Origin of the sequence: Delftia sp. WSY_16, from assembly GCF_043104415.1 — a bacterium.
GTDB classification, from domain to species: Bacteria; Pseudomonadota; Gammaproteobacteria; order Burkholderiales; family Burkholderiaceae_C; genus Comamonas; species Comamonas tsuruhatensis.
The window spans coordinates 144959-157449 of record NZ_JBICKS010000023.1 but is presented as its reverse complement, the minus strand read 5'-3'; the positions used below and the strand labels follow the sequence as shown (position 1 = coordinate 157449).

General features: G+C 67.6%; 14 protein-coding genes. 4 read left to right on the top strand and 10 right to left on the bottom strand.

Annotation, left to right across the window (positions count from 1 at the left end):
- Positions 1-345: 345 nt before the first annotated feature.
- The 3 genes from ACF8O7_RS14400 to ACF8O7_RS14390 all read left to right on the top strand — a co-directional run bounded on the left by ACF8O7_RS14400 (position 346) and on the right by ACF8O7_RS14390 (position 1537).
- Positions 346-621: a hypothetical protein gene (locus ACF8O7_RS14400; RefSeq protein ID WP_074931722.1), complete on the top strand. Its 276-nt coding sequence runs from the start codon at positions 346-348 to the stop codon at positions 619-621.
- A gap of 263 nt (positions 622-884) precedes the next feature.
- Positions 885-1232, top strand: coding sequence for a type II toxin-antitoxin system RelE/ParE family toxin (locus tag ACF8O7_RS14395; protein WP_013804511.1), 348 nt, complete (start codon positions 885-887; stop codon positions 1230-1232).
- Entirely contained in the window at positions 1229-1537 is a 309-nt protein-coding gene (locus tag ACF8O7_RS14390; RefSeq protein ID WP_016449816.1) for an XRE family transcriptional regulator, read from the top strand. Before ACF8O7_RS14395 ends, ACF8O7_RS14390 begins: the two co-directional genes overlap by 4 nt.
- Positions 1538-1549: 12 nt before the next feature.
- Here the strand turns inward: ACF8O7_RS14390 and ACF8O7_RS14385 are convergent, their stop codons facing one another.
- The 9 genes from ACF8O7_RS14385 to ACF8O7_RS14345 all read right to left on the bottom strand — a co-directional run bounded on the left by ACF8O7_RS14385 (position 1550) and on the right by ACF8O7_RS14345 (position 9099).
- Complete coding sequence (locus tag ACF8O7_RS14385; protein WP_392443587.1) at positions 1550-2311, bottom strand: 5'-methylthioadenosine/adenosylhomocysteine nucleosidase; 762 nt, start codon at positions 2309-2311, stop codon at positions 1550-1552.
- 103 nt (positions 2312-2414) lie between these two features.
- The gene (locus tag ACF8O7_RS14380) at positions 2415-3212 is read right to left on the bottom strand and encodes an aspartate dehydrogenase (protein WP_126311146.1); all 798 of its coding nucleotides are present in this window, start codon (positions 3210-3212) and stop codon (positions 2415-2417) included.
- Between the two features lie 54 nt (positions 3213-3266).
- Positions 3267-4073, bottom strand: a complete 807-nt coding sequence (locus ACF8O7_RS14375) for an IclR family transcriptional regulator (RefSeq protein ID WP_126311145.1) — start codon at positions 4071-4073, stop codon at positions 3267-3269.
- 22 nt (positions 4074-4095) lie between these two features.
- Positions 4096-4950, bottom strand: a complete 855-nt coding sequence (locus tag ACF8O7_RS14370; RefSeq protein ID WP_126311144.1) for an alpha/beta fold hydrolase — start codon at positions 4948-4950, stop codon at positions 4096-4098.
- Between the two features lie 14 nt (positions 4951-4964).
- A complete protein-coding gene (locus ACF8O7_RS14365; protein WP_016449821.1) occupies positions 4965-5495 on the bottom strand; it encodes a cupin domain-containing protein in 531 nt (176 codons plus the stop codon).
- Between the two features lie 200 nt (positions 5496-5695).
- Positions 5696-6892, bottom strand: a complete 1197-nt coding sequence (locus tag ACF8O7_RS14360) for an MFS transporter (protein ID WP_126311143.1) — start codon at positions 6890-6892, stop codon at positions 5696-5698.
- Positions 6893-6914: 22 nt separating this feature from the next.
- Entirely contained in the window at positions 6915-7799 is an 885-nt protein-coding gene (locus tag ACF8O7_RS14355) for an NAD(P)-dependent oxidoreductase (protein ID WP_016449823.1), read from the bottom strand.
- A 136-nt stretch (positions 7800-7935) separates the two neighbouring features.
- On the bottom strand, positions 7936-8526 hold the full coding sequence (locus tag ACF8O7_RS14350) for a TetR/AcrR family transcriptional regulator (RefSeq protein WP_013804518.1): 591 nt from the start codon (positions 8524-8526) through the stop codon (positions 7936-7938).
- An 81-nt stretch (positions 8527-8607) separates the two neighbouring features.
- Positions 8608-9099, bottom strand: coding sequence for an Lrp/AsnC family transcriptional regulator (locus tag ACF8O7_RS14345; RefSeq protein WP_016449824.1), 492 nt, complete (start codon positions 9097-9099; stop codon positions 8608-8610).
- Positions 9100-9242: 143 nt separating this feature from the next.
- On the opposite strand from ACF8O7_RS14345, the gene ACF8O7_RS14340 reads away from it, so the two are divergent.
- Entirely contained in the window at positions 9243-10688 is a 1446-nt protein-coding gene (locus ACF8O7_RS14340; RefSeq protein WP_392443583.1) for a transporter, read from the top strand.
- Positions 10689-10756: 68 nt separating this feature from the next.
- Here ACF8O7_RS14340 and ACF8O7_RS14335 read toward each other — a convergent pair whose 3' ends face one another.
- Positions 10757-12436 (bottom strand): long-chain-fatty-acid--CoA ligase, encoded by a 1680-nt coding sequence (locus ACF8O7_RS14335; protein ID WP_277849291.1) that lies wholly within the window; start codon positions 12434-12436, stop codon positions 10757-10759.
- Positions 12437-12491: the final 55 nt, after the last annotated feature.

Genomic DNA, 12491 nt, shown 5'->3' with positions numbered 1-12491 from the left:
CGCGCTCATACGGGGAATGGGTGCGCGCCGTCGCTTCGCTCGGCCTGGGGTTTGAGGCGGGGTTGTGGAATGCCTCTATGATTTCGGTGGCCCCCTGTTCCGGGGCTGGTGCTTGAAAACACCATCAACACACAGCGGCAGAGCCTCCCCGAAAGTGAGGCCTCGTCACGTCTGAACACTTGGACAGTGGGCATCGCACCCGCACGTCCACACGGTTTTGGATGGGATGGGGCTACCCGCAAGGCTGCCCGCACGTCTGTGTGCGTGTTTTCAACATCCCATCCACCCTTTCTGCGCTTGAAAACGCAGGTCGGGTGTTTCCGTCTCGCACAGGAGTACGAAAACATGAACGATCAGCGCACCGCTCTTCCCACGCGCGCCAGCTTCGAGCAACTGGCTCGCACCATCACCGACACCAATGGATGGGTACAGGAAGGCTGCAACGAAATACGGGCCCTGGCCCAACTTGCATTGGCCAGCCTCCATGCCCCAGAAGACTTGCGACGTCCGCAAGCCATGGCTCACGCACTGCGCGCCATCCGCGATGGCGCTGAGTCACTGGCCGACTATGTGCAAGGCGAAGCCAGAAGCGTAGGTTGCGACCCCACTCAAAGCCCATAGCCGCGAGGGCGGCCACATCCGGCCGAGCACAGCGAAGGGGTCGCGGGCATTCGGGTTGCCGTCTTTGACCTGACCTTTATTGGCGCATCAAGATGGGCCATCGGCTGCCAGGCCAGGAACCAGGCATCGAAACCAAGCAATCGCAGTGGCAGGAATTCCCCTCGCGTCCAGCGTCAAGGCTTTGGCCTCCGATGACACACGGGCTACACGGTCATCAGTAACGACACGCAGCAAAATAGTACTTTTTTAGATACACTTTTCCGATGGAAGAGCCCATTCTTTCCGTTGTCTTCTACCGATCCGATGCCGGCAAGGAGCCTGTGCGTGACTGGCTTCGTGAACTTACGGTGGAAGACCGCAAAGCCATCGGCGCCGATATCAAGACCGTCCAATACAACTGGCCTCTGGGCATGCCGGTAGTACGCAAGATGGAGCCAGGACTGTGGGAGGTGCGGTGCAGCATTGCCGATGGCATCGCACGTGTCCTATTCACGGCCCAGAATGGAAAAATGGTTCTGCTGCATGGCTTCATCAAGAAGTCGGCCAAGACCCCCGCGCCGGATCTGACAACTGCCAGAAACCGGCTCAAGAAGCTGAGGAATACCCCATGAACAAACATCTAGGCAGCAATTTCGATGACTTCCTCGAAGAAGAAGGCCTGCTTGAGGAGGCCACAGCTATCGCAGTGAAGCGGGTGATTTCCTCGCAATTCGCACAGGCGATGAAAGCCCAGAAAGTCAGCAAGACCGAGATGGCGACACGCATGCGCACCAGCCGCATGGTGGTGAACCGCCTGCTGGACGAAAACGACACCGGCGTCACCCTGGCCACGTTGGCCCGCGCCAGCGTGGCGCTTGGCACGGCTTTGCACTTTGAACTGGACGATGCGACGGTTCTCCAGGCATCAGCGGCATAAAAGCACGACCGCTCAGCGCTGCGCTGACAGCCGCCGCAAAAACCCATCCACCACCCGCAACGCATACCGACTCGCCACCACCCTCACAAACTCCGCAAAGTCCACATGCGCACTGTCATCCGCCCGATCGGAAACAGTCCGCATGGCCGCAAACGGCACGCCATAGTCCAGGCAGGCCTGCGCCACGGCGGCGCCTTCCATCTCCACCGCCAGCACCTCATGCCCTGCAGCACGCAGGCCCTGCGCCAGGGCGCAAGAAGCGCCCGCCGTGGCCACGAACTGGTCACCGCTGGCAATCAGCCCCTGGTGCGCGCGCGGCGCCGTGGTGGCGTGGGCAGCGCGCAGGTCTTCGCCCGCCTCGGCCACGCAGGCCTGGGCGGCCGCCAGCAGCGCGGCGGTCATTTCAGGGTCGCAGGGCAGGCGCGTGCGTCCGTAGCCGGGCATTTCCCAGCGCGGGAAGATGGGCGAGGCGTCCAGGTCGTGCTGCAGGTATTCGTCGGCCACGACCACATCGCCCACGCGCACGCCTTCGCCCAGGCCGCCGGCGACGCCGGTGAAGGCGATGCGGCGCGCGCCGAAGCGCTCGATCAGCGCCGTGGCCGTGGTGGCCGCCGCCACCTTGCCTATGCCCGACAGCGCGCAGACCACGTCATGCCCATGCAGGCGCCCGCGCCAGAACATGCGGCCGGCGTGGGCCGTGCCCTGGGCGTCGGACAGGGCATGGACCAGGCCTTCCTGTTCCTGCGGCAGGGCACTGAGGATGGCGATGGTCATGGTGGCTTCTCTTTCAACGGCACAGGCAAAAAGCAAAGGCGGCCCGGGGGCCGCCTGCGGGGCGAAAGCGCCCATTGTGCCGCGAGCCTGTGCCCGGTGCGGCTCAGATGGCGATGGCCGTGGCCTGGTTGAGCACGGCGCGCACCACGCTGTAGACGGTGAGGGCCGAGGTCTTGGGGTTGGCCGCCAGCGGCTTGCCGCGCATGGTCAATTCCATGGATCCGAAGGCGCCGCGCGCGGCCACATGGTGCACGTTCTCGTCCACGCCCGGGTCGGCGTACAGGCGCACCGTGGTGCGGTCCAGGCCCATGCCGGCCAGCGACAGGGTGGCGGCCACGTTGGCGTTCTTGGGGTAGAGCTGGGCGGCCTCGCGTGCGCTGCCTTCAAAGATGCAGAAGGCTTCCTGGAGGCTGGCGAGGTCGCAGCGCTGTTCTGCGGGCGTGCCGGTCCAGGCCAGGGGCGGCTTGCGGCCGGTGTAGACCACTTCGTCCAGGCCGCCGATGCGGGCTGCGGCCAGCGCATCCACGCCGCCGATGGCGCCCGACAGCAATTGCACCTGGGTGCCTCCGGCCTCGGCCGCCGCCTGCACGGCCTCGGCCATGCCCGGGGCGCTGAGTGCGCCGATGGAGGCCACGACGGCAGGAATGCCGCGCCGCAGGGCGGGCAGCACATGCTCCTCGATGGCGGCATGGCCCGCGCACTCCACGATGAGGTCGGGCCGGTCTTCGGCCGCCAGCGCAGGCACGGCACGCGCCTGGGGCGCATGCAGGGCCAGGGTGGCGCGCACGGCGTCGGTCACTTCCGGCACAAGCACCCAGCCCACCTGCACGGCGGCATGTCCCTTGAGCAGTTCGAGCACGCTGGCGCCAATCGCACCGCAGCCAATCACAGCAATCTTCATCGTCATATCTTTCTGGGAAGGAATGCGCTGGCGGCCGGTGTGCCCACCATCCGTTCAGCGCAGAAAACCGGGATGCTGGGTGCGCAGGTGGCCGGCCAGCTCATCGGCGGCGGCACGTACCTGCTCCACCCAGTCGGCCATGCGGCCGGGAGCGATTTCGGTGAAGGCCACGGCCATGCCCAGGCCCGCCACGATGCGCCCCTGCGCATCGCGCACGGGCGCGGCGATACTGGAGACGCCGGGCTCGTAGAAGCCCTCGCCCATGGCGTAGCCGCGTTCATGGTCCTGCTGCAGCAACTGCAGCAACTGCTCCACGCTGCGCGGCGTGCTTTCCGAGAACTGGGGCAGTTCGCTGCCACCGAACAGGGCGCGCAGCTGGTCCGCGTCCATGTCCTGCAGCAGTGCCCGGCCCAGCACGGTGGCATGGGCCGGCAGCCGCGAGCCCACGCGCACGGCGCCCTGGAAGGCGCCGGCCGGCGCGATGCGCGCCACGTAGACCACGGAGGTGCCGTCCAGCAGCGCCAGGTTGGTGGTGAAGCCCAGCCGGTCGCACAGCGACTGCAGCACGGGCTCGGCCAGCTGGGCCAGCGGCTGGGTGGACAGGTAGTCGTAGCCCAGGCGCAGCACGGCCAGGCCCAGCCGGTATTCGGTGCCCGAGCGTTGCAGATACCCCATGCCCTCCAGCGTCGTCAGCATCCGGAACACCGTGGACCGGGGCAGCGCCAGGGTGCGCGCCAGGTCGGGCGCGCTCCACACGGGCTGCGAAGGCGTGAAGCAGGCCAGCAGGCGCAGGCCGCGCTCCAGCGCGGGAACGGTGTAGCGGTCGTTGTCGGTGGAGAGGGTTTCGGAGGTATCGCTCATCGCAATTCGGGCCGGTAGGCCATCAGGTCAGCAGGGTGGCCAGCCTCTGTGCGACATCCGCAGGTTGTTCGACGACAGAGGCATGGCCGGCTGCCGCAAGCGTAACGTACCGCGCCCCCAGTCTTGCGGCCCAGGCCGCGCAGGCAGCCGGCGGCGTGACCACGTCGTGCTCTCCCACCCAGACCTCGACCGGCATGGCCAGTTGCCCTGCCGCCTGCCCCAGGTCGCTGCCGCACAGCAGCTCCACGGCCTGGGCGTAGCCTGCGGCATGCAGGCGCGCCGTGTTCCAGCGCACCCATTGGCGCACGGGCTCGGGCGCGGCGGGCGAGACCAGGCGCTGGTCGATGGCGGCGGCCAGGCCTTCGATGCCTTTTTCCTGCAGGGCCGCAAGACGGCCCTGGCGTACCTTGGCCTGCTGCTCGCCCATGCCGGGTGCGCCATAGCCGCCAGCGGGGCTGATCAGCACCAGTTGCTGCACGCGCGCGGCACCGGCCTGCACCGCCCAGGGCGTGCCCATGAGCGCACCCAGCGAGTGGCCCACCAGCAGGCAGCGGCGCACGCCCAGCGCCTGCAGCGACTGCTCCAGCACGCGGGCGTAGTCGGCGCCCGTGGGCGCGGCGGGTGTCAGCGGCGTGGAGCGGCCATAGCCGGGCGCGTCCCAGGCCAGCACACGCGTGCGCGGCGCCAGCGCCAGGGCCACGTCCATCCAGGACGCGGCGCCCGAGCTGATGCCGTGCAGCATCACCACGGCAAAGTCCGAGGCCGTGTCGCCGGCCTCGCGCCAGGCGGCCTGAGCGCCACCGGGCAGGGCGATGAGATGTTCGGGGAACTGCGCCTGAAGGCGCTGCTCCATGCGCTGCAGCGTCTGCGCGGTCATGGCAGGTCCGCTACTCAACGTTTGATTTTTGCCAGGGGGTGTTCTGGCGGATAGGTGGGCGTGATGGGCTTCTTGGCACCCAGCATCACGCACATCAGCGCGTCTTCGTCGCCGATGTTGATTTCCTCGCGGTACACGCCGGGCGGCACGGAGACCACGTCGCGGTCGGTCAGGATGGTCTCGAAGCGCTGGCCGTCCTTCTCCAGCACGAGCTTGAGCTTGCCGCGGATCAGGAAGAAGACTTCCTCCACATCGGTATGCAGGTGCGATGGGCCTTCATTGCCGGCCGGGATGACCATGGTGGAGAAGGTGAAGTGCTCGGCCGGAATGGTGTTGCTGTCCGCAGCCACGCCCGTGCCGCCCGTGCCGATGTAGCGCATCTGGCCACGGCGGTACTTGGGATCGAAGTCGGCCTGGAACTTCAGCGCGTCGAAGTCGTACTTGCGCGTGGAAAACCGCGCCACGCGCGATTCCATCCATTGTTCGAAGCTGGAGCCTTCGGGCTGGTCCCAGGTGCGGGGCGTGTTCTGAGCGGATTCGGACATGTGTCTCTCCATCAACGTCGGTGGATCATGGCGGGGAAGGCGCCATTTGTTTTATCCATGAATCACAGTTCATGGGGTAAAACAATTATAGGAAGATTGATCGCACGCAACAAGGGCCACATGCGCAGCGGCATGTGGCCCCTTTTGCTGCCCCGTCTGTTAGGGAACAGCGATGCGGGTGCAACAGCGATGGCCGTGCCTCAGGCAGCCATGCTGCGCCGCCCAGGCCGAAAGCCCGCATGGCTGGCCGGCCAGACCACGAACAGGCAGGCCAGCGCCAACACCCCCAGCGCCCAGGGCAAGGCGCGGGCACCCAGCCAGCCCAGCAGCAGTCCGCCGGCCACTCCGCCGCTCGCCACGGCCAAGTTGAAGACCGTCACCAGCATGGACTGGGCCACGTCGGCGCCCTCACCTGCCGCGTCGGCCAGCGCGGTCTGCAGCAGCGTGGGCGCGCCGCCAAAGCTCAGGCCCCAGGCCGCAACGCCGATCAGAACGGCCACGGCCGACTGCCCGGCCAGGCCCAGCACCAACGCAGACACGGCGAACAAGGCCAGGCTCAGCACGGTGAGTGCGCGCAGCCAGCGGTCCACCAGCAGGCCCGTGAGCCAGATGCCGGCAATGGCCGCAAGGCCGAACAGCAGCAGCACCCCATCCACCCTTTGCCCCAGACCCGCCGAAGCCAGGAAGGGCGCGATGAAGGTGTAGAGCATGTTGTGGGCCAGCATCCAGCCGAACAGCGCCAGCAGCACGGGGCGCACGCCGGGCATGAGCAGGATGCGCGCCACGGGCAGGCGCTGCTGCGCCGTCTGCCCGGCGTAATCCGGCACACCCAGCCGCACCCAGGCCAGCAGCAGCAGGCATAGCGCCGACAGCGCCCAGAACACGCCGCGCCAGTCGAACAGGCTGCCCAGCCAGGCGCCCAGCGGCACGCCGGCCGCCAGGGCCAACGGCTGGCCCACGCCCGCCACGGCCAGTGCGCGCCCCTGCAGATGCGGCGGCACCATGCGCCGCGCATAGCCGGCCACCAGCCCCCAGATCACGCCCGCAGCCATGCCTGCGGCAAAGCGCGCGGCCAGGGTCAGGCCGTAGTGGCCGGACAGCGCGGTGAGGCTGTTGAACAGCAGCAGCCCGCCCACCGCCGCCATGAACAGCGGCCGGCGCCTGAGGCCGCGCGTGGCGGCCACGACGGGAATGGCGGCCAGTACCGAACCCAGCGCGTACAGCGTGACCATCTGGCCGGCCATGGCTTCGGACACTGCCAGTCCCGTGCCGATCTGGGGCAGCAGGCCGGCCGGCAGGGCCTCGGTCATGATGGCCAGAAAGCCTGCCATCGCCAGGGCCAGCAGCCTGCCCAGTGGCAGGCCTGTGTCGAAGGAGGTGTCCATGGGCGAATTCATTGCCTTGTCCTTGCTGCGCATCTCAGGCATGGGAGGCTGGATGGGATGCCAGGTGGGATGCCGCCATGTCCTTGTCGCCATGCCCGGCGGCCAGCGCGCGCTCGAAGCGGCGCAGCCCGGCCTGGGCGCCATCCAGCAGCAGGCCTGCGCCGGCGGCGGCATCGGCCACCAGCTGCGCGTCCTTGACGGCATTGGCCACGGTGAAGCTGGCGTCGTAGCGGCCTGACAGCATGGCAGCGGCCTTGGCCTGGAAGAAGCCGCTGTCCATGGGCCCGCCCGTGACGGCATCGACCACCAGGGCCGGTTCTATGTCCAGCCCCTTGGCCAGCGCCAGGCTTTCGGCCAGGCCATGCGTGAGTGCGAAGGCCCAGTGGTTGAGCGCCAGCTTGAGCCGGCTGGCGGCGCCTGCCTGCTGCGCAATCCACAGGCTGCGTTTGCCAATGGCATCGAACACCGGCTGCACCTGGCCGCGCTGCGCCAGCGGGCCTGCGGCCAGGATGACCAGCTGGCCCTGCTCGGCCGGCTGGCGCGTGCCCTGCACGGGGCAGTCGTAGAACACCAGGCCATGCCGATCGGCGAATTGCGCCAGCGGCGCGATGGCGTCCACACCCACCGTGCTCAGTTGCAGCCACAGTGTGCCCGGCTGCAATGCGGGCGCTGCGGCCTGCATGGCCTGCAGCACGGCCGGCCCGTCCTTGAGCACAGTGACGACGATGCGGGCGCCACGCACGGCGTCGGCCGCGTCGCCACAGGCCTGAACGCCGTCGGCCGCAAGGGCCTGGGCCTTGGCGGCCGTCCGGTTCCAGGCCCGGACGGTGAAGCCCTTGCGTTGCAGGTTGCGCGCGACGGGCGCACCGATCAGGCCCGTGCCGAGCACCGCAATGGTGGTTTGAAGGTTTGAATGCATGGGAACTCCAGGGTGATGAGAGAGTGAAACAGACAAGGAAAACTGAAATCCGGATTACTGGAACGATCATTCCAATTCAAGGAAAATAAAAACCCGCAACGGCACGACATGCGCGCGGCGGGTGGCGGGTGGCCGGCTATTGCGCCTGCAGCGCCATGTCGACCACGTCGACCACATCCATCAGGCACTGGCGGCGCTGCGGCGCGCTGCTGCCCTTGCCCAGCACGCGCAGGCCCTGCACGGTGTTCAGGACGAAGCGCGCCAGGGCGCGCGGCTTTTTGCTGTCGGTGATATCGCCTTCCTGCTGGCCGCGCAGGATGAGCTTTTCCAGCGCCTTTTGCAGGCGCTGGAAGTTGCCGGCCACCCTCTCGGCCACGGCCTCGTCATGGCCGGCCAGCTCCAGCGCGGCATTGGCGACCAGGCAGCCCCGGCGCCCGGCATCGCTCAATTCGTCCTGCACGATGCGCAGCAGCAGTTGCCGCACCAGGTCCCGGGCGCGTCCCGGGCCGGACAGCAGTTCCACGTTGGAGGTGGTCACGGCCTCATAGCGGCGCAGCGCATGCTGGAACAGCCCCTGCTTGTTCTCGAAGGTGCCGTACAGGCTGCTGCGCGACAGGCCCGTGCCGTCCACCAGGTCCTGCACCGAGGTGGCCGCGTAGCCGCGCTGCCAGAACACCTGCATGGCGGCGTCTGCAATGTCATCGGGGTCGAAGTCCTTGGTGCGCATGGTGGCTCATTGAATTGGAACGATCATTCCACTCAATGTAGGCGGCCGTTTAGCGGCTGTCAAGATTGCGCCAAAGGGCCTTCACTCGCAGGGAATTTCCAGCCCGACCTTCACGCGGTCCAGCGCCACGATGGTCTTGAACCATTTGACGTTGGGGTTCTCGGCGAACAGGCGCCGCGCCAGGGCCTCGTACTCCTGCATGGTGGCCACGGTGAGGACGAGCACGAAGTCCACCTCGCCCGTGACGTAGTAGCACTGCTGGACCTCGGGCACGGCGAAGTGCGATTTCATGGCGTTGAGCGCGTCGATGCTGGTGCGCTCGGTCATGACCTCCACGATGATGGTGATGGGCCGGCCCACGCGCGTGGGGTCCACGGTGGCGGCCTGGCCGGTGATCACGCCTTCGGCCTGCATGCGCTTGAGGCGGCGCTGCACGGCGGCCGTGGACAGGTTGACCTGCTCGGCCAGCAGGCGCAGCGGCACCGTGCTGTCGCGCTGGACGATGGCCAGGATGGCGCGGTCGAAGCCGTCCAGATCGGCCAGGTGTGCAGGGTGGGCGGTGTGCTTGGTCATGGGAAGCGAGGACTTTTGGAGGGTGAGAAATTTTCTCGCAAACACCCTCAATTCAGAGACCAAAAAACAGTTACCGCGAAATAGTATTTCGTCGTTTTCCGCATCCAACGCATGCGGACCTGCCTGCCGAGAAAGCCCATCCCATGGCCACCCTGCTCCACCTGTCTCCCGTGTTTCTTGTGATGTCCATGCTCATGGTTTTGCGCCGCCCGCCTGTGCAGGCGGCCATGGCAGGGGCGGCGCTGGTCGCCCTGCTGTGGCTGGTCGATGCCTGGATGGCGAAGGGCACCGCCGCTTCCGGCGCCGCCCTGGCCGCAGCGCGCGACACGGGCGTGCTGTTCCTGAGCACGGCCTTCGTAATCGTGCCGGGCCTGGGTTTCGTGATCCTCATCGAACGCATGGGCGTCAACCAGGCGCTGAGCCAGTGGGTGCGCTCGCTGGGCCTGGGGCCGGCCGATCAGGTGGTGTTCATCGTGCTGGGCCTGGCGCCGCTGCTGGAGGCGATGACGGGCTTTGGCGTGTCGCTGATCGCCACCGTGCCGCTGCTGCTGAGCCTGTTCGAGCGGCGCGCCGCACTGCGCATGGCGCTGGCGGGCATGGCCATCATGCCCTGGGGCACGCTGGGCCTGGCCACGGTGATCGGAGCCTCGCTGGCCCATGTGGATGCGGCGGCGCTGGCCGCTGTGTCCTCGCTGACCAGCGCGCCGGTGTTCCTGGTGCTGGGCGCCCTGTCCCTGCACCTGGCAGGCGAGCGCGGTGCGCGGGCCTGGCTGCTGCTGGGCGGCTTTGGCCTGCTGTTCGTGGGCGTGCTGCATGGCATCAGCCGCTGGCTGGGCCCCGAGGTGGCGGGCGTGGGCGCAGGCTTTGCGGTGGCGCTGGGCATGCTGGTACGCGCACTGCTGCTGCGCGGCACGGCCCAGGCGGCACCCGGCTGGCCGCGACAGGCCTGGCCGTATCTGGCGCTGGCCCTTGCCATCGTGCTGCTCAAGCTTCTGGCCCTGGCCACGCAGTGGGACCAGCGCTGGATCGTGCAGGGCGCTCAGGTGGCCTGGAAGCCGCTGGCCTCGCCGGGCGTGGCGCTGACCCTGGTGCTGGCCCTGCTGCTGGCGCGCGGGGCCGGCCGTGGCGTTGCCCTGGCTGGTGCACTGGCCGCCCGCGCCAAGCGCTCGCTGCTGACCATCTTCTTCTTTCTGGCCATGTCCCAGATGATGGTCAAGGCCGGTTTCCTGTCCGGCCTGGTGCAGATGCTGGCCGAGCTGGCGCCTGCGGCCCTGGCGCCGATCGTGGCCGCCTTCGGTGCGCTGGCCGGCTACATGACGGGCTCCAACGTGGGCGGCAACGCGATCTTCATGCCCGCCATCGCCCTGCTGCCCGAGTCCTCCCGCCTGCTGCTGGCCGCCGTGCACAACAGCGCCGCCGGGCATGCGGCCCTGGGCTCGCTGTCCATCGTCATGCTGGTGCTGGGCCTGGCACGGACCAATGCCCAGGAAGAGGGAGAACTCGTGCGCTTCGGCTTTGCGCTGGCCTGCGTCAATGCGGCAGCCGTGGCGCTGGCGGCGCTGGTCCTGGCGGGTCCGGGCGTGTTCTGAAGACGTGTTCCCTCCCAATGAAAAGAGGCGCCGCAGCGCCTCTTTGCAAACACGGCAAGCCGCCTGCGTTACTTGCTGTCGCGCAGCTCCCGGCGCAGGATCTTGCCGACCGGGGTCTTGGGCAGTTCGGTGCGGAACTCGATCACGCGCGGCCGCTTGTAGCCCGTGAGGTTTTCGTGGCAGAAATCGCGCACGGCCTGCTCGGTGAGGCTGTCGTCCCTGCGCACGATGACCAGCTTGACGGCCTCGCCGGTCTTCTCGTCGGGCACGCCGACCACGGCGCATTCGAGCACGCCGGGGCAGTTGGAGACCACGTCTTCCACTTCATTGGGATAGACGTTGAAGCCGCTGACCAGGACCATGTCCTTCTTGCGGTCCACGATCTTGAAGTAGCCGCGCTCGTCCATGGTGCCGATGTCGCCGGTGCGAAAGTAGCCGTCGGCGGTGAACACCTTGGCGGTTTCGTCGGGGCGCTGCCAGTAGGCGGCCATGACCTGCGGGCCCTTGATGGCGACCTCGCCGCGCTCGCCGATGGTGGTCACGTCGTTTCCTTCGTCATCGACGAGCTTCATCCAGGTGCTGGGCAGGGGCACGCCGATGGTGCCCGAGAACTCGGTGGAGGTGACGGGGTTGCAGCTGACCGAGGGACTGGTCTCCGACAGGCCGTAGCCCTCGCAGATGGGACAGCCGGTCTTTTGCAGCCACAGCTGGGCCACGGCGCTTTGCACCGCCATGCCGCCGCCGACCGAGACCTTCAGGTGCGACCAGTCCACGGTGTTGAAGTCCGGGTGGTTGGCCAGGCCGTTGAACAGCGTGCTCACGGCCGGGAAGCTGTGAAAGCGCTGCGTGGACAGTTCCTTGAGCGTGGCCTTGAGGTCGCGCGGATTGGGAATCAGGATGGTTTTGCCGCCCGTGCGCATGGACAGCATCATGTTCACCGTGAAGGCGAAGATGTGGTACAGCGGCAGCGCGCAGATGCTGGTGGGCTGCTCGCCGGCCGGCACCTTGCCCATGGCGGGCTGGTTCCAGGCCTCGGACTGCAGCACGTTGGCGATGATGTTGCTGTGCAGCAGCACCGCGCCCTTGCTCACGCCCGTGGTGCCGCCCGTGTACTGCAGCAGGGCCATGTCGGAGGCCTGCAGCTGCGGCGCCTGGAAGGGCGAGCGCATGCCCTTGGCCAGCGCGTCGTTGAAGCGCACGGCCCCCGGCAGCGAGAACGGCGGCACCAGCTTCTTGACCTTGCGCACCACGTAATTGACGATGGCGCCCTTGAGCATGCCCAGCTGGTCGCCCATGGTGCACAGCACCATGTGCTGCACGGGCGTGGCGGCCTTGCAGGCCTGCAGCGTGTGGGCGAAGTTCTCGATGATGACGATGGCCTTGGCGCCCGAGTCCTTGAGCTGGTGCTCCAGCTCGCGCGCCGTGTACAGCGGGTTGACGTTGACCACCACGAAACCGGCGCGCAGCACGGCGGCCACGGCCACGGGGTACTGGGGCACGTTGGGCATCATCAGCGCCACGCGGTCGCCGCGGGCCAGGCCCAGGCTCTGCAGATAGGCAGCGAAGGCGCGGCTTTGCGCATCGACCTGGGAGTAGGTCAGCTCCTTGCCCATGAAGGAATAGGCCACACGGTCCGCGTAGCGGCTGAAGGCCTCCTCCATCAGGGCCACCAGCGAAGGGTATTGGGAGGGATCGATGTCGGCGGGCACACCTGCCGGATAGGCACCCAGCCATGGGCGGTCACTCATGCTGCTTGTCTCCTGGTTGTCTCGACTAATCGTGCATTCTCATAAAAAGCACGGT